This is a genomic window from Streptomyces sp. NPDC033966 (genome assembly GCF_055575955.1).
On sequence record NZ_JBVIRQ010000001.1, the window covers coordinates 847,491 to 866,957 of the forward strand.

At 73.1% G+C, this 19,467-nt stretch carries 17 protein-coding genes; 9 read left to right on the plus strand and 8 right to left on the minus strand.

Annotation, left to right across the window (positions count from 1 at the left end):
* From ACZ518_RS03955 to ACZ518_RS03970, 4 genes are all read right to left on the minus strand, one after another.
* The gene (locus ACZ518_RS03955) at positions 1-1,725 is read right to left on the minus strand and encodes an ArnT family glycosyltransferase (protein ID WP_469111432.1); all 1,725 of its coding nucleotides are present in this window, start codon (positions 1,723-1,725) and stop codon (positions 1-3) included.
* Entirely contained in the window at positions 1,722-3,032 is a 1,311-nt protein-coding gene (locus tag ACZ518_RS03960) for a glycosyltransferase (protein WP_469111433.1), read from the minus strand. The genes ACZ518_RS03955 and ACZ518_RS03960 overlap by 4 nt, the downstream gene beginning before the upstream one ends.
* Positions 3,033-3,271: 239 nt before the next feature.
* A complete protein-coding gene (locus ACZ518_RS03965) occupies positions 3,272-5,326 on the minus strand; it encodes a thioredoxin domain-containing protein (protein WP_469111434.1) in 2,055 nt (684 codons plus the stop codon).
* A 188-nt stretch (positions 5,327-5,514) separates the two neighbouring features.
* The gene (locus ACZ518_RS03970; RefSeq protein WP_469111435.1) at positions 5,515-6,255 is read right to left on the minus strand and encodes a DUF4344 domain-containing metallopeptidase; all 741 of its coding nucleotides are present in this window, start codon (positions 6,253-6,255) and stop codon (positions 5,515-5,517) included.
* A gap of 153 nt (positions 6,256-6,408) precedes the next feature.
* Between ACZ518_RS03970 and ACZ518_RS03975 the strand changes: the two genes are divergently transcribed.
* Positions 6,409-9,633: a tetratricopeptide repeat protein gene (locus ACZ518_RS03975; protein ID WP_469111436.1), complete on the plus strand. Its 3,225-nt coding sequence runs from the start codon at positions 6,409-6,411 to the stop codon at positions 9,631-9,633.
* A gap of 116 nt (positions 9,634-9,749) precedes the next feature.
* Here the strand turns inward: ACZ518_RS03975 and ACZ518_RS03980 are convergent, their stop codons facing one another.
* Both ACZ518_RS03980 and mca read right to left on the minus strand, forming a co-directional pair.
* Complete coding sequence (locus tag ACZ518_RS03980; protein ID WP_469111437.1) at positions 9,750-9,971, minus strand: hypothetical protein; 222 nt, start codon at positions 9,969-9,971, stop codon at positions 9,750-9,752.
* A 2-nt stretch (positions 9,972-9,973) separates the two neighbouring features.
* Positions 9,974-10,855, minus strand: a complete 882-nt coding sequence (gene mca, locus ACZ518_RS03985) for a mycothiol conjugate amidase Mca (protein WP_469111438.1) — start codon at positions 10,853-10,855, stop codon at positions 9,974-9,976.
* A gap of 107 nt (positions 10,856-10,962) precedes the next feature.
* On the opposite strand from mca, the gene ACZ518_RS03990 reads away from it, so the two are divergent.
* From ACZ518_RS03990 to greA, 4 genes are all read left to right on the plus strand, one after another.
* Positions 10,963-11,376 carry a DUF4307 domain-containing protein gene (locus tag ACZ518_RS03990; protein WP_469111439.1) on the plus strand — a complete coding sequence of 138 codons (414 nt, stop codon included), beginning with the start codon at positions 10,963-10,965 and terminating at the stop codon, positions 11,374-11,376.
* A gap of 176 nt (positions 11,377-11,552) precedes the next feature.
* Entirely contained in the window at positions 11,553-12,698 is a 1,146-nt protein-coding gene (locus ACZ518_RS03995; protein WP_469111440.1) for a hypothetical protein, read from the plus strand.
* 100 nt (positions 12,699-12,798) lie between these two features.
* On the plus strand, positions 12,799-13,308 hold the full coding sequence (locus ACZ518_RS04000; RefSeq protein ID WP_469111441.1) for a cupin domain-containing protein: 510 nt from the start codon (positions 12,799-12,801) through the stop codon (positions 13,306-13,308).
* Between the two features lie 109 nt (positions 13,309-13,417).
* The gene (gene greA / locus ACZ518_RS04005; RefSeq protein WP_469111442.1) at positions 13,418-13,915 is read left to right on the plus strand and encodes a transcription elongation factor GreA; all 498 of its coding nucleotides are present in this window, start codon (positions 13,418-13,420) and stop codon (positions 13,913-13,915) included.
* Between the two features lie 200 nt (positions 13,916-14,115).
* Here the strand turns inward: greA and ilvA are convergent, their stop codons facing one another.
* Positions 14,116-15,348, minus strand: a complete 1,233-nt coding sequence (gene ilvA / locus ACZ518_RS04010; protein WP_469111443.1) for a threonine ammonia-lyase — start codon at positions 15,346-15,348, stop codon at positions 14,116-14,118.
* A 293-nt stretch (positions 15,349-15,641) separates the two neighbouring features.
* Here ilvA and ACZ518_RS04015 point away from each other — a divergent pair, with 293 nt between their 5' ends.
* From ACZ518_RS04015 to ACZ518_RS04025, 3 genes are all read left to right on the plus strand, one after another.
* Positions 15,642-16,163, plus strand: a complete 522-nt coding sequence (locus ACZ518_RS04015; RefSeq protein WP_469111444.1) for a MarR family winged helix-turn-helix transcriptional regulator — start codon at positions 15,642-15,644, stop codon at positions 16,161-16,163.
* A 72-nt stretch (positions 16,164-16,235) separates the two neighbouring features.
* The gene (locus ACZ518_RS04020; protein ID WP_469111445.1) at positions 16,236-16,688 is read left to right on the plus strand and encodes an RNA polymerase; all 453 of its coding nucleotides are present in this window, start codon (positions 16,236-16,238) and stop codon (positions 16,686-16,688) included.
* A complete protein-coding gene (locus ACZ518_RS04025; protein ID WP_469111446.1) occupies positions 16,685-16,936 on the plus strand; it encodes a hypothetical protein in 252 nt (83 codons plus the stop codon). Before ACZ518_RS04020 ends, ACZ518_RS04025 begins: the two co-directional genes overlap by 4 nt.
* Before the next feature lie 109 nt (positions 16,937-17,045).
* On the opposite strand, the gene ACZ518_RS04030 is transcribed toward ACZ518_RS04025, so the two are convergent.
* Positions 17,046-18,203, minus strand: a complete 1,158-nt coding sequence (locus ACZ518_RS04030; RefSeq protein WP_469111447.1) for a cystathionine gamma-synthase — start codon at positions 18,201-18,203, stop codon at positions 17,046-17,048.
* Positions 18,204-18,333: 130 nt separating this feature from the next.
* On the opposite strand from ACZ518_RS04030, the gene ACZ518_RS04035 reads away from it, so the two are divergent.
* Positions 18,334-19,440 carry a hypothetical protein gene (locus ACZ518_RS04035; protein WP_469111448.1) on the plus strand — a complete coding sequence of 369 codons (1,107 nt, stop codon included), beginning with the start codon at positions 18,334-18,336 and terminating at the stop codon, positions 19,438-19,440.
* Positions 19,441-19,467 lie beyond the last annotated feature (27 nt).

Genomic DNA, 19,467 nt, shown 5'->3' on the forward strand with positions numbered 1-19,467 from the left:
TCAGCTCCCACTCTCGCGGTCGGTCCGGCGGATCTCGATACGGTCCTCGCCCGTACCGAAGACGGCGACCGCGGTCGAATGCTCCAGAGCAGCCTTCACGTTGGGCAGGTCCGCCGCGTCGCGACGCACGGTGGGCGAGGAGACCACGTAGTCGATGTCCCGCCACCCCCGCGGCAGGGTCTTGGTGACGGCCGGGTCGAGGTCCGCCTTGTAGAACCAGATCGCCCCGTCCCCGGGTGCGAAGCCCTGGTGAACGGCGTCGAGCCAGAGCGCGTCGTCGACGAGGACGCGGGTGTTCGCCGGGTCGGCCACCTCACGGCCGAGCCAGGCCGCCGCCTGCCGGTAGGGGGCGTTCGCGTCGACGGTGAGGGCGGTCCGGTTGCCCTCGTACCAGCGCGGCAGCACGAACGCGGCGGCCGCCACGGCGAGTACGCCGACCAGCGCCCAGCGCGCGTACACCACGCCCCGGCGCTCCCCCGCCGCACGGCGGCGGCGCAGCACGGCGTGCGTGACGCTGGCCGCGCCCCCGGCGAGGACCAGGGCCAGGAACGGCAGCGCCTGGATCACGTACATCGCCGGGAGGTAGCCGGAGGGCCGCATCGCGACCACGGCCAGGATCACCACGGCCAGGGCCGGCCCGGCGAGCGCGCGGGCGGTCACCGACCAGCGGTGGGTGGCCAGCAGCAGCACGGCGCCCGCCAGCCCGCCGAGCGGCAGGACGGCGTCGTAGTACAGCCACGACCGGAAGACCCCGTTCGAGCCGGAGCCGGGGTCGAGGATGAAGCCGGAGCCGGGACGGCTCATCTGGTAGGTGATGCCGTCGATCAGGGAGACGTGTCCGGCGCCCGGCAGCAGCTCGTCGTTGAGCAGGGCGTACAACGGGTACGACAGCCCTATCAGCACGCAGGCCGTTATCGCCCCGGTCACGGCGAACTTGCGGGTGTCGCGGTGGCTGTGGCGCCACATCGTCACCAGCAGCGCCGGGAGCACCACCAGCATCGTCTCCTTGGTCAGGACGGCGGTGGCGGCCGCCAGGCCCGAACCGAAGTGGTGCCACAGGTGGCGGCTGGGGGACGCGGCCAGGCAGAAGGCCAGCAGCATCCACATCACGGCGAGGTTGTCGAGGAAGATCTCCCGCTGGAGGACCACCGACAGCGGCGACAGGCCGAACAGTCCCATCGCCAGCCCCGCCGCCCAGCGCGGCAGCCACAGTCGGCGCGCCAGCACGTACATCAGCACCGAACTCGCGGCGGAGACGGCCAGCATCGAGAAGCGCATCGGCGCGACCGTCATCCAGTCGGGCACGAAGAGGGCGGGCAGGTACGTCAGGCCCGCGACCTGTATCCAGCCCAGCGGAGGATGGTCGTACCAGTACGTGTAGTGGGCCAGCCCGTCGCCCTGCTGGACGGCCCACGCCTGGGCGAGGTACGTGCCCTCGTCGTCGCTCAGGGTCGGGAAGTTGGTGATGTTCCAGCCCTGTACGAGGACGATCGCCAGCAGGATCGCGCCGCAGAGCAGCAGGTCCGGCCGGGAGGAGCGGAAGCGCACCATCGGGCGCGCGAACGCCGCCGGGCGCACCCCGGAGCCCGCGCCCCGGCCCCCGGGGCCCGCGGAACCGGCGCCGCCGGAGCCGGGCGGACGGCGTACGGGCAGCAACTGGGCGGTGGTGGCGGCGGCGGGGTCAGCCGGCTGGGGATCAGTGGCCGTGGGCAGGGTGGCGGTCACCGGAGGCTGTCCTCTCGGATCGGAGTGGCGGAGGCGTCGGCGGAGGCGCTGGACGTGGCGGCGGTGGCGGAGGTCAGGTGTGCCCCGGTGTGGCTGGTCAGCTCCCACTCGTTGCGGCCGCGCTGCTCGCGCCAGACCGCGCGGATCGCGGCGCCCGCCAGCAGCACCTGGTAGAAGGGACCGCCCACGATGAGCTTGAGGTAGTGCGTGAACCGCACGCGCAGACCGTACTGGCGGCCGAAGTCGTGCAGGCCGACGATCTCGAAGACGAACGTCACCATCGCCGTGATCATGGGGAGGAAGGTGGTGATCGCGATGCCCACGGGCACGTCGAGGAAGACCGCCACCGCGAAGTTCACCGGGATGATCACCCCGGTGGCCGCCTGCATGAACGGGGTCATGAGGGTGTAGCGGGCCAGCCAGCGCTGCCCCCGCCCGGGCAGCTGCTGCCAGTCCTTCTTCCGGTAGACCTGCAGGAAGCCCTGGTTCCAGCGGGTGCGCTGCTTGAGCAGGCTCATCAGCGAGCCGGGGGTCTCCTCACGGGTGACCATGTCGGAGTCGTACGCGACGACCACCTTCTTGCCCACCGACGACAGCCGCACGCCCAGGTCGCAGTCCTCGGCGAGGCAGTCCTGGTCCCAGCCGCCGGCCTCGCGCAGCACCGTGGTGCGCACGAAGACGGTGTTGCCGCCCAGCGGGATGAAGCCCTTCTCGGCGTGCAGGTGGAGGCGGGAGCGGAACCAGAAGAAGTACTCCAGGCAGTTGCGCAGGCTGTACCAGCTGGAGTGGAAGTTGATCAGCTGCACCCCGCCCTGGACCACGTCCGCGCCGGTGGAGCGGAAGGCGTGGTCGACGTGGGTGAGGAGCTCCGGGTGGACCTGGTCCTCGGCGTCGAAGACCCCGACGATGTCGCCCCGGCAGTGCGGCAGGGCGGTGTTGAGGGCCTTCGGCTTGTTCTTGGTCTCGTTGTGGTCGACGACGACGCGTACGCGCTCGGGCGCGCGGGCGGCGGCCCGCTCGGCGACGGCGGCCGTCTCGGGGTCGTCGTGGCCGACGATGACGATGATCTCGTAGTCGGTGTGGCTCGATTCGAGCAGCCGCTCGATGGTGTGCTCCAGCACGGCCTGCTCGTGGCGGGCGGGCAGCAGCAGCGAGAAGGCCAGCCGTCCCCCGCCGTCGGGACTGTCGAAACGGGTCGCGGCGAGCGTCTCGGGCGTCCGCCAGGCGTGCATCTGCCACCACAGCGTGAACGCGGCCATCCAGAAGAGCGCCAGAGAAATGGCGGCAATAAAGACAGAGGTAAGCAAACTGTCCCCCACAGCCGAGCCGCAACCCCAGGCGGCGATCGAAAACCCCCCGGAGACGGCCCGGCCCCCCGGCCCGCCGCCCCCGCGTCCCCCACGCGCACGCACCCCCCAGTGCGCCGTCTCGTTACTCCCGAAGACCCGAGACTAGACAGTGAAAATGAAACCCAGGCGCCACTCGAGTAAAAACCACTTTTCCAAGTGGCTTTGGGGCAACCGGAATTGACGCCACTCTGCCACAATCAGTGATGAACCACACCCAACTGCTCAGCCAGTGAGACGAGTTCCGTCGTAGGGCGCGCGCAGACGAAATGGCGGCACACATACGCCGTCGGAAGGTCGCGCACGAGTGTGCGCTCGGCCAGAAGTGGGAACTCCCCACCGCTGCCGTCGCTCTCGCGCGGCAGACCGACCGCCACCACCGCCCCGGGAGCCGTCGCCAGCAACGCCGTCCGGTGCATGGCGGCCGTCGCCGGGTCGTCCGGATGGCCCACCACGGCCACCTCCCGCGGCCCGTCGACCAGCGCCTCCGCGACGGCCAGACCGTGCCCGATGAAGCGCGGAGCGCGCGGCCCGAGGGCGTGCACCACCCCGAGCGCCCGCTCCGCCGCCTCCCGGTGGGCCGCCGAACCGGTGTGCGCGGCGTACGAGAGCAGCGCGCCGGCGGCCGCCGTCCAGCCCGAGGGGGCGGCGGTGTCGGTGGGGTCCTGCGGCCGGCGGATCAGCTGCTCGGCGTCGTGCGCGGTGTCGTAGAGCGAGCCGTCCTCGGCGGTGAACCGGGCCATGACCAGGTCGACGAGGAACCCGGCGAATTCCAGCCACACCCCCTCCCCGGTGACGGAGGCCAGCGCCAGGAACCCCTCGGCGACGTCGCCGTAGTCCTCCAGCACCCCGGCGTTGGCCCCGACCCGCCCGTCCTTGCTGGTCCGCGCCAGCCGGGCCATGCCGTCCATGTGCACCCGTACGAGCAGGTCGGCGGCCTCGATGGCCCGCTCGACCAGATCGGGCCGATCGAAGAAGGCCCCGCACTCGGCGAGCGCCGCGACGGCCAGGCCGTTCCAGGCGGCGACGACCTTGTCGTCCCGCCCGGGCGCGGGCCGCCGGCCACGCGCCTCGAGCAGCCGCTCCTTGATCGAGGCGATCCGCCCGCCCTCCACCACCGGCCCGTCCTGCGGCAGTTGCAGCACCGACTTGCCGTGCTCGAAGGTCCCCTCCTCGGTGACCCCGAAGTACGCGGCGGCGAGCGCCCCGTCCTCCTCCCCCAGCACCTCGGCCAACTGCGCGGGCGTCCAGGCGTAGAACGCCCCCTCGACGTGCCGGCCGCTCAGGGGCTCCTCACTGTCGGCGTCGAGCGCGGAGGCGAACCCCCCTTGCTCCGTCCGCAGCTCCCGCACCATGAAGTCGGCGGTCTCCAGCGCCACGCGCCGCGCGAGGTCCGAACCGGTGGCCCGCCACAGGTGCGCGTAGACACGGCAGAGCAGCGCGTTGTCGTAGAGCATCTTCTCGAAGTGCGGCACGACCCACTCCCGGTCCACGGAGTAGCGCGCGAACCCGCCGCCGAGCTGGTCGTAGATCCCGCCCCGGGCCATCGCCTCACAGGTGTCGGCGGCCATCTGCAGGGCCCCCTCGGACCCCGTCCGGGCGTGGTGGCGCAGCAGGAACTCCAGCACCATGGACGGCGGGAACTTCGGCGCCCCGCCGAACCCGCCCCGCACGGAGTCGTACTCCCGCGTCAGCCCGAGCAGCGCCTGCCCCAGCTCCTCGGGCCCCGGCAGCCCGGCCTTCCCGTAGTCCAGCTGCCGCCCGGCCAGATCCCGCACGATCCGCTGCGCGACCTCGGCGACCTCCTCCCGCCGCCCGGCCCACGCGGTCCGCACGCCTTCGAGGACCTGCATGAAGGAGGGCATGCCGTGCCGGGGCTCGGGCGGGAAGTAGGTCCCGAAGTAGAAGGGCTCGGCCTCGGGCGTGAGGAACACGGTCATGGGCCACCCGCCCTGCCCGGTCGCCGCCTGCACGGCCTCCATGTAGACGGCGTCGATGTCGGGGCGCTCTTCGCGGTCGACCTTGATGTTGACGAAGTGTTCGTTCATGTAGGCCGCGGCCAGCTCGTCCTCGAACGATTCATGGGCCATGACATGGCACCAATGGCAGCTGGAATAGCCGACGCTGAGCAGCACCGGCACCTCGCGCTCCCGCGCCTCCGCGAACGCCTCGGGCGACCAGGGCCACCACTCGACGGGGTTGTCGGCGTGCTGGAGCAGGTACGGCGAGGTCTCGTTCGCGAGGCGGTTAGGCATGCTCCCATCCTGCCGCACGACCCGATACACGGCTCACGGCGAGGCCATCAGGACGCCGGTTCGGCCGCCTTGATGCGATCAGCCCACTTCCATACCGGAACCACGCGGGAGTGCTCCCAGCCGGTGCCCCCCTTCCTTCCCGGCTCGATCGCGAAATGGCCGGAGACCGAGGTGGAGCGGGGGGCGGGCTATCCGCCGGCGGGGCCGGGTTCCGGGGTCCTGAGCAGGGGTGCGAGGGCGCGGGTCCAGGTGTCGCGGACGGTGGGCCAGGCGGGGGTGCAGCCCTGGGTGCGGGCGGCGAGGTCGGGGTGGCGTTCGGGGGCGGCGCCGTGCAGCAGGCAGAGGTGGGCGGCGGCGCGTTCGGCGGGCGGGGCGTGCTCGTCCGGTCCGGGTCCGGGCGGCGGCGCGAGGCGGTAGGCCTCGGCGGCGGTGAGGAGGGCGCGTTCGCCCCGGGGGCCTTCGCGGATGAGCATGAACGCGGCGAAGGCGTCGGCGGTGTCCTCCTCGGCGCGGTCGGAGGCGACGGGCAGGCCGAGGGTGTCGACGAGGGCGTGGCCGGCTTCGTGGTAGACGGTTTCGGCGGTGACGTCGGCGGCGGATTCGTCGTCGTGGAGGAGGTCCCGTTCGTCGGCGAGGTCGTCGTAGCAGAGTTCTATGCGGCGGGTGGCCGGGTCGTAGCCGGTGCCCTCGCCGGAGCAGGAGCGGGCGAGGACGATGACGGGTGCCGGGAGGTCGAGGTAGGCGTTGAGTGCCGCGACGGCGCGTTCGGCGGGCTCGTGGGCGTGCAGCAGGGCGGCTCGGTCCTCGTCGGCGGGGTCGGGGGTCTCGTAGCGGAGGGTGAACCCGTGGGCCGGCGGCTGCTGTTGGCAGGCGGCGGAGGCCGCGAGGAGGGCCGCGCACAGGACCGGGACCGTCCACCGTGGGGTCATGGGTCCAGCCTAGGCCGTGCCGGGGCTTACATATATGCACGCGGATGTCCGTGCAGCCCCCAACTCCCTCTGAAATAGCTCAGATTCCTCGCGCTCCGGACTGTCCCGCAGGACACTTGGCGCACGTTCCGGAGCTCTCCGAGGAGGATGCCGATGCGGGACAGCCATCGTGTCGAGGCCGAACGGGTGCTGGCCCGGGCCGTCGAGGAGGAGGTCCGGCGGGCGGGCGCGGGGGATCCCGGGGCGTTGCTCGCGCGCGGCCGGGAGGCGCTGGACGGGATCGCGGCGGCGGCCGGCGAGGAGTACGCGGCGTACGTGGCGGCGCTGGACGAGGCGGCCGCCGGGGAGCAGTCCCTCGGGGAGGCCTTCCGGCGGGGGAACACCGGGGCGTCGTTGTTCGTGACGGGCGTCGCCGCGGCCGCCGCCGTCGGGGCGGACCTGGCCTTCGGGGTGGACGCGGGGACGGCGTTCAGCGCGGGGATCGTCGTGGGCGTCGCGGGGGCGGCGGCGACGGTGGCCAAGGTGACGGCCCTGCACCTGCCCGCGGCGAACCGGCGGGCCGGGGCGGCGGGCCGGCCGGGCGGGGCGGAACAGCTGCGGCTGCAGTGGCTGACGGCGCTGGAGGTGCGCGGGATCCGGCCGTTCCTGGAGCAGGAGCGGGCGGTGGCGGCGGCCTCGGTACGGGGGCCGGTGCGCGGGCGCGTCGCGAACGGGGCGCCGGTCAACGGCAACGGCAACGGCGTGGTGCCGAAGGTGCGCGGCGCCGACCGCAGCGCGGAGGCGCGGCGGCGCAGCATGCTGGAGCAGTCGTTCGGGCAGCTCCCGGACGCGGACGCGCTGTTCACGGGCCGGCGCGCGGAGCTGACCCGGATCGCGCAGTGGGTGCAGGCGGCGCGGGCCAGTACGGAGACCCGGCCGGTGGTGGTCGTACTGCACGGCGAGCCGGGGGTGGGGCGTACGGCGCTGGCGCTGCGGGCGGCGCACGCGCTGCGGGACCAGTTCCGCGGGGCGTGCGTGGTGGACCTGCGTGGCGGGGCCACGGGTGCGGGCGAGGCGCCGCTGTCCACGCGGGAGGCACTGCTGCACCTGCTGAACCGGCTGGGGGCCCCGCGCGAGCAGCTGCTGTTCCGGGAGGGGGCGTCGGCCGAGTCGCAGGTGCGCCGGCTGACCGAGCTGTACCACCAGCACCTCCAGGGGTTCCCGGTGACGGTGGTGCTGGACGACACGGTGGACGCGCGGCAGGTGCGGGCGCTGGTGCCGGAGCGGTCGGAGAGCCTGGTGCTGGTCACGGCGCGGGAGCCGCTGGAGCTGCCCGCGGACCTCGGGGCGTGGGTGTACCAGCTGCCGGTGGTGCGCCTCGCGCAGGAGGAGGCGGCCGAGGTGCTGCGCGCCGGGGCGCGGGCGGCGGGTGAGGCGGCGCCGGAGGGGGCGGCGCTGGAGGGGCTGCTGGAGCTGGGGGCGGGGCTGCCGCTGGCGCTGCGGGTGCTGGCTCCGCTGGGGTCGGCGCGGGCCTCGGACGGCGGCGGGGGCGGGGATCTGGAGCACGCCCTGGGGCTGGCCTACGTACGGCTGCCGGAGGAGCGCCGGCGGCTGTTGCGGCGGCTGACGCTGGCGGGGCGGGCCTCGCTGGGGGCGGCCGCGGCGGCGGCGCTGGCGGGCGCGGACCGGGTGGAGGCCGGGCGGCTGCTGGGCGAGCTGGCACGGTCGGGCCTGCTGGACCTCGTCCGCGGGGAGCGGTACCGGATGCACGACGCGGTGCGCTCGTACGCGGCGGCGCGGCTGGCGGCGGACGAGGAGCGGGCGGAGGCGGCGGCCGCGCACGAGCGGCTGGTCCGGGACTACGCGCAGCTGGCGGACTCGGTGATCCGGATGGTCGACGGGAAGATGTCGACGCGGGCGAACCACTTCGGCGGGCACGGTTTCGCGTCGCTGGACGCGGCGCTGCGCTGGCTGGACGAGGAGTCGAGCTTCATCACGGCGGCGCTGCGGCACTCGGAGGGGGTGGACCAGCAGGCGGTGCTGGACCTGCTGGGGGCGCTGTGCGATTTCTGTCTGCTGCGCGGGGACCTGTACCGGCTGGGTGAGATCAACGAGCTGACGCGGGCGGTGGACCAGGGGCGGCTGAACCGTTCGGTGCAGTGGCGTACGGGTATCGCGGCGCGGCAGCTGGGCGAGCTGGACAAGGCGCGTACGACGCTGACGTCGCTGGTGGACCAGTACCGGGAGGCCCAGCAGGAGGCGGGCGCGGGGATGGCGCTGGTGTCGCTGGGGATCACGCTGCACCACCAGGGCAATCTGCCGGAGGCGGCGGCGCGGATCCGGGAGGCGCTGGTGCTGCAGGAGCCGGAGGAGCTGGCGGGCGACCGGGCGTGGGCGCTGCACGCGCTGGGGGCGGTGGAGCGGGACCGGGCGCGGCTGGGGGAGGCGCTGGCGCTGCTGGAGCGGTCGTTGGAGCTGCACCGGGAGAGCGAGAGCGTGCACGGGGAGGCGTGGGCGCACTTCCAGCTGGGGCAGGTGTACCTGCGGACGGGTGAGGTGGCGCGGGCGGAGGAGGAGCTGCGGCTGGCGCTGGGCCTGTACGGGCGGACGCGGGACGACCGGGGTGAGGCGTGGGCGCTGACGCAGCTGGGGCGGGCCCGGGTGGTGGACGGTGATCCGGAGGCGGCGCTGGAGCGGCTGCGGGACGCGCTGGCGCGGCACCGGCTGGCGGAGGACGCGCGGGGTGAGGCGTGGACGCTGTACTACCTGGGGCAGGCGCTGGAGGAGGACGGCGAGCGGGACCGGGCGGTGCGGGAGCTGGAGCGGGCCCGGACGATGTTCTCGCGGATGCGGGACGTGTACGGGCTGGCGCACGCCCGCTACCACTCGGGGCGGGTGACGCGGGACCAGCGGGCGGCGCAGACGGGGAACCTGCGCAACTCCGGCTTCGCGCGGCAGCTGCTGGTGGACGCGCGGGCGGACTTCCGGCGGATCGGGCTGGCGCACGGGGAGGGGTGGACCTGTGTGGAGCTGGCGGTGATCGACGCGGGGAACGGGCGGGTGCCGCAGGCGGTCGGGCTGTGCGAGGACGCGGTGCGGCTGTTCGTGTCGTACGGGGACCGGCGCGGGGAGGACTGGGCGCGGTTCCTGCGCTGCACGATGCTGCCGTACGCGGGCGCGGGCGATTCGGCTGTGGAGGAGGCGCGGGCGGAGCTGGCCCGGCTGGCGGCGGCTCCGCATCCGCTGCGGGACGGCCGGCTGGAGGACTGCCTGGAGACGTACGGGGTGGTGCTGGCGCGCGGGGTCGATCCGGCGGAGGGCTGGCAGGCGTGGCGGCTGGGCCTGGTCCCGAACCTGCGGGCGCGGGAGGTCATGGGCGTGCCGCTGCCGGGGCGGTGAGCGTGCGGCGCCGCGCGTGCGGCGCCGCGCGTACGCGCCGTAGTGCGCGTACGCGTGAGGACCGCCCCGCCCGGTCGTGCCGGGGCGGGACGGCGCGGCCGCGCCGTGTCCGGTCCCTAGGGGGTGTCGGCGGCCGGGGCGGCGGCGCCCCGCTCGGGGGCTTCCTCGAAGTTCACGCGCCCCATGTGCTTGCTCATCGACTTCATCAGGCCCCACACGCCGAGGGCGAGGGCGGCGAACACGACGAACCCGAGGAGGCCCGGGGTCACCTTGTTCTTGTCGAAGGTGTCGGCGGCCAGCGGAAGGAGCTGGGTGACTGCTGCCTGCGTAGCGCTCATGGCTAAGCATTCTCCCGGATGCCCGCGAAGAGGTCGGACTCGGGGAGGGAGGTGTCGACGAACGACTTGGCGAGCTCGTACTCCTCGGTGGGCCAGACCTCCTTCTGGATCTCCATGGGGACGCGGAACCAGCCGCCGTCCGGGTCGATCTGCGTGGCGTGCGCGATGAGGGCCTTGTCGCGGATCTCGAAGAAGTCGGAGCAGGGTACGTGGGTGGTCAGGGTCCGCTCCTTGCGCTCGAACTCCTTCCAGCGCTCCAGCCACTCGCCGTAGGGGGATTCCAGTCCGCGGGCGAGGAGGGCCTCGTGGAGGGCGACGGTGCGCGGCTTGTTGAAGCCCTGGTTGTAGTAGAGCTTCTGCGGCTGGTACGGGGCGCCGTACTCGGCCTCGGGGAACTTGTCGGTGTCGGCCGCGCCGTCGAAGGCCACCATCGTGATCTTGTGGGTCATGATGTGGTCGGGGTGCGGGTAGCCGCCGTTCTCGTCGTAGGTGGTGATGACCTGCGGCTTGAAGGCGCGGATCTTCTTCACCAGCTCGCCGGCGGCCTCCTCGACGTCCGCGAGGGCGAAGCAGCCCTCGGGGAGCGGGGGCAGCGGGTCGCCCTCGGGCAGGCCGGAGTCGACGTAACCGAGCCATTCCTGGTCGATGCCGAGGATCTCGCGGGCCTCGTCCATCTCCTTGGCGCGCACCTCGTGGATGTTCTCCTCGATGTACTTGTCGCCCTGGAGCTTGGGGTTCAGCACGGAGCCGCGCTCGCCGCCGGTGCAGGTGACCACGAGCACCGGCACCCCCTCGGACACGTACTTGGCCATCGTGGCCGCGCCCTTGCTCGACTCGTCGTCGGGGTGGGCGTGAACGGCCATCAGTCGAAGCTGCTCGGTCAAGACAGGATCCTCTGTGATTCGGCGCGACGGTCAACCTCTATATTGACCGAATCGGGGGTTGGAAAATTCCTGGGTGTCCCACCCCTCCCCGACGAGAGGATTCGATCATGAGCGCGGTACGCGAAGGACTCCCCGAGGGCCGGTACGGCCGGTCGGCGGACGAGCGCGCGGACCGGAAGCTGAAGATCGTCGGATCGGTCCTCGGGGTCGGGCTGCTGGCGGTGGTCGGCTGGATCGGCTGGGACTACGTCGGCGGGCAGAGCGTCAGCGCCGAAGTGATCAAGTTCCAGATCGTCTCCGACAGCGAGGTCAAGGTGCACCTGGAGGTCCGCAAGGAGGCCTCGGTCACCGGCGTGTGCACCCTCAGCTCCCAGGACGAGCAGCACGGCGAGGTGGGCCGCGCGGACTTCACGTTCGGGCAGGACGCGAAGCGGGTGGACGAGATGGTCACCCTGAAGACCACGGGCCGCGCCACGATGGTGGAACTGGTCGGCTGCCAGCCGTCCGGCACGACGGGCTGAATCCCCGCCCCGGATCCCCGCCGGACCCCGCCGGATCCCCGCCGGACCCCGCCGGATCCCGCCGGACCCCGCCGGACCCGTCGGGCACCGGCCCCGCTTCTTTGATCATGGCCATGACCGCCGCCTAGCATGAACACGCCATCCCCCGTGCCGTGTCCAGCCGACGGAAGACACCCATGCGCCTCCAGCGGATATTCGCCGCGACCGCCAGCCTCGCCGCGCTCACCACCCTCGCGACCGCCTGCGAGGACCCCAAGAAGGCGGGCTCCGCCGCCGCGAGCCCTGCCGCGAGCCCTGCCGCGGCCGCAACGGCCTCCGCCCAGGCCTCCCCCGCCGCCGGCGCCGCGCCGGCCACGCTCGCCGAGGCGCAGGCGTACGTACAGAAGTACGCCTCCTGCGAGAACCTGAGCACGGACCCGAACGACAGCCGGGTGAACCTCGCCGCGTACATCCCCGTCGGCACCTGGGCCATCACCGAACGCGGCGTCTGCTCGGACAAGAAGGAACAGGGCGAGATCGTCTTCGACATGGTCTCGGACATGAAGGCCCACCAGCAGGCCTACAAGGACCGCATCACGCAGCGGCTCGCCGAGGGCTACTGGGACGCCGGCCTCTACGACCGGATCATCGTCGGCAAGAACTTCTCGGTCACGGCGACGAAGATCGGGACCGACCTCGCCCTCGTCAAGTCGGACCTGCGCGTCCTGGTCTGCAACCCGGACTTCTCCGTGCCGGAGGGCTACAAGAAGGAGAAGGCCCTGGTCGACGGCTGCGTCCTGACCGACTTCGTCAACAGCCGGGACGGCAAGGGCAGCCCCGTCAAGGACGCGGCCCTGGCGAGCGCGGGCAGCATCGAGGAGCTCCGCAGGCTCGTCAGCCCGAAGACGGTCGACTGCACGGAGATGCTGGTCACCGACGAGCACGTCCAGTCGATCGACTACCTGCCGGTCGTCGACCGCGACGGCCGCAGCGCCTGGGGCGTCAAGCAGCGGGCGATCTGCGGGAAGCTCGGCGGGGCGCAGCGCGCGCACAACCTGAACTGGCTGGACACCGTCTCCGACATGAAGACCCTCCAGACCAGGTCCAAGGCGGCGCAGCTCGCCGAGGTGGGGCAGCAGCGGAAGCTCACCCAGAGCAAGCTGCTGGTCGGCACGAACGTCGCCGTGGAGACCAACAACAAGACCGTCCGCCAGGGGCTCTACAAGCTGGGCTTCCTGCGCCTGGACTGCGAGCCCGGCTTCACCGCGCCGGCCGGCTCCCGGATCCAGAAGGCCCAGGCCGACGGCTGCGTCCTGACCGACTTCGAGCGCCCGGAGAGCTGACAGCTGACAGACGGCCGTCCGGGGCGTGCACGGCGCGCCCCGGACGGGGTATCGACTGGGGTGTCACGTCATCCGCGCCACAGCAGCCCCAGGAGCCGACATGTCACTGTTCATCACGGATTTCGACGACGCCACGGTGGTCCGCGCCGCCGACGCGGAGGAGATCCACTACGGCCCGGACTCCTCCCTGCGGCTGCTGGCCGACAGCTCCACGGGCGGCGGGTACCTCTCCACCATGCGCGTGAGCCTGCACGCGGGCTCCGACGGCGCCCGCCCGCACCACCACGGCCGGTCGGCCGAGATGTTCTACATGATCGACGGGACGGCCCAGCTGCTGGCCGGCGACAAGGTGGTCACCGCCGAGGCCGGAGACCTGGTCATCGTGCCGCCGGGACAGCAGCACGCCTTCGCCGCCGCGCCCGGGGAGAGCGCCGAGATGCTGGTGGTCATCACCCCGGGGGTGGAGCGGTTCGAGTACTTCCGCCACCTGGAGCGCATCAGGTACGGGAAGGTGCCGCCGGAGAGCCTGCTGGAGGTCCAGGACCTGTACGACACGTACTTCGGGACCAGCACCGTCTGGGAGACCGCGCGCACCGGCCGGCCCCGATGACACACTTCATACACATGGTGTCCTCCCCCTTTTCTTCCCGAATTGTTAGGCTCGTGGTTTCGCCCGCCGCTGGCGGCTTTGTAGTCCCCTGTACCGACGAGGAGCACCCGTGACCCAGACGAGCGAGAGCGTCACCTGGCTGACCCAGGCGGCGTACGACCAGCTGAAGGCCGAGCTGGACTACCTCTCTGGTCCCGCCCGCACGGAGATCGCCATGAAGATCGCGGCTGCCCGCGAGGAGGGCGACCTCCGCGAGAACGGCGGTTACCACGCGGCCAAGGAGGAGCAGGGCAAGCAGGAGCTGCGCGTGCGCCAGCTCACGCAGCTCCTGGAGAACGCCAAGGTCGGCACGGCCCCCGCTGCCAGCGGCGAGGTCGCGCCGGGCACCCTCGTCACGATCGCCTTCGACGGCGACGAGGACGACACCCTGGAGTTCCTGCTGGCCTCCCGCGAGTACGCGTCCTCCGACTTCGAGACCTACTCGCCGCAGTCCCCGCTGGGCTCGGGCGTGAACGGCAAGAAGGTCGGCGAGGACGCCCAGTACGAGCTGCCGAACGGCAAGAAGGCCACCGTCAGGATCCTGGCCGTCAAGCCCTTCAACGGCTGATCACCCCCTTACGCACACCCGTGCGCGAGCCCCCGCCGGACCGGGTCCGGCGGGGGCTCGCGCGCTTCCAGGCGCCTCGGCCCGCGTTCGGGGTGGAACTCGTTATCGCGTTGCGCCACGGTTTCCGCGGAGAGCGCGGTCGACCGCGGAGAGCACGGAGAGCGCGGCGGCCGCGGGGCGCGCCGTCGCGGCCCCCCGCGTCAGTCCATGACCCGGTAGCCCGCCGCGTGCAGGGAGCGGGCGACCTCCGCGCAGTGCTCGGGCCCCTTCGTCTCCAGTCGCAGCTCCACCTCGACCTCGGTCAGCCCGAGCCTCGGGTCGGTCCGTACGTGGCTGACGTCCAGCACGTTGGCGTCCACCGTCGACAGCACCGCCAGCAGCCCCGCCAGCGCCCCCGGCCGGTCCGCGACCCGCAGCCGCAGCGACAGGTAGCGGCCCGCCGCCGCCATGCCGTGCCGCAGGATCCGCTGGAGCAGCAGCGGATCGACGTTGCCGCCCGACAGTACGGCCACGACCGGGCCGCTCCCGTACAGCTCCGGCTCGCTCAGCAGGGCCGCCACCGTGCTGCACCCGGCCGGCTCCACGACCAGCTTGGCCCGCTCCAGGCAGAGCAGCAGTGCGCTGGACAGGGCGTCCTCGGACACGGTCCGTACGTCGTCCAGCAGCTCCCCGATGATCGCGAAGGGGACGTCGCCGGGACGGCCGACCTTGATGCCGTCCGCCATCGTGTTCGGGTTGTCGATCGACACCGGGTGGCCGACCCGCAGCGAGGGCGGGTACGCGGCGGCGCCCGCCGCCTGCACGCCGATCACCTTCACGTCCGGGCGCAGCGCCTTGACCGCGACCGCGACGCCGGCGGCGAGCCCGCCGCCGCCGATGCCGACGAGGATCGTGCGCACCTCGGGGCACTGCTCCAGGACCTCCAGGCCCACCGTGCCCTGGCCGGCGATGATGTCGCGGTGGTCGAAGGGGTGGATGAACACCGCCCCGGTGCGGTCGGCGTACTCCTGGGCGGCGGCGAGGGTCTCGTCGACGACCTGGCCGTGCAAGCGCACCTCGGCGCCGTACTCCTGGGTGGCGGCCACCTTCGGCAGCGGGGCCCCGACCGGCATGAACACGGTGGAGCGGACCCCGAGCAGGGAGGAGGCCAGCGCCACGCCCTGGGCGTGGTTGCCCGCGCTGGCGGCGACGACCCCGGCGGCGCGCTGCTCGGGACGCAGGCCGGCGATGCGCACGTACGCTCCGCGCAGCTTGAAGGAGCCGGTGCGCTGGAGGTTCTCGCACTTGAAGTGGACGGGCGAGCCCGTGAGCGCCGACAGGTACCGGCTGCCCTCCATCGGCGTCACCCGGGACACGCCCGACAGCATCTTCTGGGCCCCCCGGACGTCGTCGAGGATGACCTGCGGGACGGGCACGGGCACGCGGTAGTTCATGCGGCCAGTCTCGCAGCCCGCGGGGGGTCCGGCTCAGGGACGGACGGAGCCCGGGCGGGGCGCCGCGCGAGGGTCGTCCACGCGCCGCGCGAGGGTCGCCCACGCGCCGCCCAAGAGCCACACATGGGGCGCATAAGGGGCACACAAGGGGCGAAATCTCGCCATGCGGGACACTCCTCCGACGGTCGCCGCCACGGGCCGTATCAGTTATCAAACGCGGCGTACGAGGCGCCACAGGGCCGCGTACTCTGTCCCCCATCCCTGTCGGCCCCATGCGAAGAGAGCCCACGGCCATGCCCTCGATCCCGGCCAGTTCCGACCTGCCCACGGCGGCCGAAGCGCCCGCCGGAGCCGGACTCCTCGACGCGCTCCAGCACCAGGTGGCCGTCTTCGCCCGCCGGGCCGAGCAGACCCGCCTGGGTGGCGTCGGCCAGGCCCGCAACTCGATGGACCGGGCCGCGTACCTGCTGCTGAACCGGCTCGACCTCGAAGGCCCGATGGGCGTGAAGGCACTCGCGGGCGGGATGGGCATCGACTCGTCCACCGTCACCCGCCAGGTCGCCCCGCTCGTCGACAGCGGCCTCGTCAAGCGGACCTCGCACCCCGAGGACGGCCGGGCCGTGGTGCTCGCGCTGTCCCCGCGCGGGCTGGCCCGCCTGGAGGAGGTCCGCTCCTCGCGGCGCGAGCTGATGGCCCGGGTGACGGAGGGCTGGGCGGAGGAGGAGCGCGAGGTGTTCACCGCGCTGCTGACCCGTTTCAACGGCTCGCTGTCGGAGCTGATGTCCACCGCCGCCGAGGGCGGCCCGGCCTCCTGACCCGGCGGGCGCCGACGCGTCGGATCCGGCCGTGTCCGACCCCTTGACCGGGGTGGTGGCACCGGCCCCACCATGTGTGCTGTGGACCGGCGTTCGGGGCGGGATGCGGAGTTCGAGGCCTTCGTCGCGGGCGCGGCGGGGCGGCTGCTGCACGTCGCCGCCCTGCTGACGGCCGAGCCCCCGGACGCGGCGCACGCCGCCCGGCGGATCCTCGCGGGCGCCCTGGCCCGTACGTACGCCCACTGGGCGCGGCTGCGCGACGACGACCCGTACGACCACACCCGCGCCGAGCTGTGCGCCGCGTACGCCCGCACCGCCCGCCGGCTCCCCGCGGGCGGCGGGGTCCTCGCGCCGCTGGGGCCGCTGGAACGGCTGGTGCTGGTGATGCGGATCTACGAGGGCGTCGCGGAAGAGGTCACGGCCGCGCAGCTGGGGCTGCCTCCGGAGCGGGTCGAGGCCGTCTGCAACCGGGCGGTGGCCGCCTTGCGCTCCGGAGCCGCGCAGGCCGCCACGGAGGCGGCATGAGCCCCCTCGACCGCAAGGAGACACAGGTCAGGCAGCTGCTCGACGGTCCGCACCCGGCGGTCCCGGCCGGGCTCGCGGCGGCGGCCCGGACGCACGGCAGACGGCTGCTGCGCCGCCGGCGCGCCCTGCGGCGGTTCGGCTGGGCGCTGCTGTGGGCGGCGGCGGTGGCCTTCACGGTGTGGGCGGCGCTGACCCGCCCCTGGGTGGTCCCGCCGAGTGACGTGTCGCCGCCCCTGGAGGGCTGGTAGCGCTCCGGGGGCGGCGGGGTACGTCTTCGCCGAGTACCTGGACGAGGACCTGGACGCGGACCTAGCCGAGGGCCTGGACGAGTACCTGGACGGGGACCTGGACGGGGACCTAGCCGAGGGCCTGGACGAGGTCCGCGACGAGGTCGTCGGCGTTCTCGATGCCGACGGAGACGCGGATCAGGTCAGCGGGGACCTCCAGGGCCGAGCCGGCCACCGAGGCGTGGGTCATCCGGCCCGGGTGCTCGATGAGGGACTCGACGCCGCCGAGGGACTCGGCCAGGGTGAAGATCCTGGTGCGGCCGCAGACCGCGACGGCCTCCTCCTCGCCGCCGGCGACCTGGAAGGAGACCATGCCGCCGAAGTTGCGCATCTGCTTGGCGGCGATCTCGTGGCCCGGGTGCTCGGGCAGGCCCGGGTAGAGGACCTTGGTGACCTTCGGGTGGCGCTTGAGCGCCTCCACGACCTTCGCCGCGTTCTCGGCGTGCCGGTCCATGCGCACGGCCAGCGTCTTGATGCCGCGCAGCACGACCCAGGAGTCGAAGGGTCCGGCGACCGCGCCCATCGCGTTCTGGTGGTAGGCCAGTTCCTCGCCGAGGGCCTCGTCGGCCGTGACCAGCGCGCCGCCGACGACGTCGGAGTGGCCGCCCATGTACTTCGTCAGCGAGTGCACGACCACGTCGGCGCCGAGCGCCAGCGGCTGCTGGAGGTAGGGGGAGGCGAAGGTGTTGTCGACGACCAGCTTCGCGCCGGCGTCGCGCGCGATCTGGGCGACCATCGCGATGTCGGTGATGCCCAGCAGCGGGTTCGAGGGGGTCTCGACCCAGATGACCTTGGTCTTCGGGGTGAGGGCGGCCCGCACCGAGTCCGCGTCGGAGGTGTCGGCCACCGACCACTCCACGCCCCAGCGCGAGACGACCTTCGCGAAGAGGCGGAACGTGCCGCCGTAGGCGTCGTTGGGGATGACCACGTGGTCGCCCGGGGAGAGCAGCGTACGCAGCAGGCAGTCCTCGGCGGCGAGCCCGGACGCGAAGGCGAGGCCGCGCCGGCCGCCCTCCAGCGCCGCGAGGTTCTCCTCCAGCGCGGTACGGGTCGGGTTGGCGCTGCGGCTGTACTCGTAGCCGCCGCGCAGTCCGCCCACGCCGTCCTGCTTGTAGGTGGACACCTGGTAGATGGGCGGTACGACCGCGCCGGTCTGCGGGTCCGCCGTGTTGCCCGCGTGGATCGCGCGGGTCTCGAAGCTCTGGTGCTCGTGGCTGTCGTCGCTCATGAGGCAGATGCTATGCCCCGTCAGCCCCGCGGTCCTCTCCTGGCCTGACCTCGCGCTGACCTGCGCCCGGGCCCGGAGGGCGGAGCGGGCCGTTCGCCATTCGGCGGCCGGGTCTGGTTCGCTTGGCGGTATGCAGATTATCTGGGTCCTGATGGGGCTGGCCCTGGCCGTCGCCTTGTTCTTCTCGTTCCGACGGGCCGGGCGGGGCGGTCTGACCCTGGTCGCGCCGGGCAGCCCCGACGCCGCCGACCCCGCCGACTACGGGTTCGCGCGCGAGGAAGAGCTGGACATCCGGGTGCCCGGGCCCGACCACGACCTGATGGACGCACTGGAGAACGTCCAGCGCACCGGCCACTGGCGGGCCGCGTCCGCGCTGCTCGCCGGCACCCCGAAGGACGGCGAGCGGCGCTGGCAGCGCGTGCAGGCCTTCGGCGGCGCGGCGGCCCTGGACCTGGCGCAGCGGCCCGGGCAGGGCGCGCAGTGGCTGAAGGCCTGGCGGCTGGAGGCGGAGAAGGACGCGGGCGGCGCGCAGGTGCACGCGGAGCTGCTGGTGCAGCAGGCGTGGCGGTCCTCGGGCGGGGTGGGCTCGCAGGACCACCGGATCATCCTGGAGGAGGCCCGCGAAGCCTGCCGCAAGGCGTCGCTGCTGGCGCCCGGCGACCCGGTCCCCGTCATCACGGAGCTCGCGATCGCGCGGGGGCTGGGGTACTCGGAGGCGGAGTTCGACGCGCTGTGGGCCCGGGTGATCGACGTGGCGCCGGCGCACATGGGCGCCCACCTGGCCGCCCTGCACTACTGGTGCGAGAAGTGGCACGGCTCCCGGGAGAAGGCGGACGCCTTCGCGCAGACGGCCGCGGCCCGCGCCCCGCAGGGTTCGCTGCTGGCGGCGCTGCCGCTGTTCTCGGTGTACGAGAACATGCCCGACACCGTCCTGGTGAGCGACTTCGGGAAGACCGCGGTCGTCTCGCGGGCACTGGAGGGCGCCCTGTACGCGGTGCACCAGGCGCGGGCGGACGATCCGATGCTGGCGCACGTACGGCACCTGCTGCTGTGGTTCCTGGTGGGTGCGGGCCGCTGGGCGGAGGCCATGGAGCAGGTACGGCACGTCGACGGTTATGTGGGCGCCCTGCCCTGGTCGGCCTCCGACGAGCCGGCGGCCGCGTACGCGGTGGCCCGGGCGATGGCGGTGGCCGGCTACGAGGCCAACGGCGGCTCCCCGGCGACGCTGCCGCACTGACCTGCGCAGACGAGGGGGCGGGCGGGT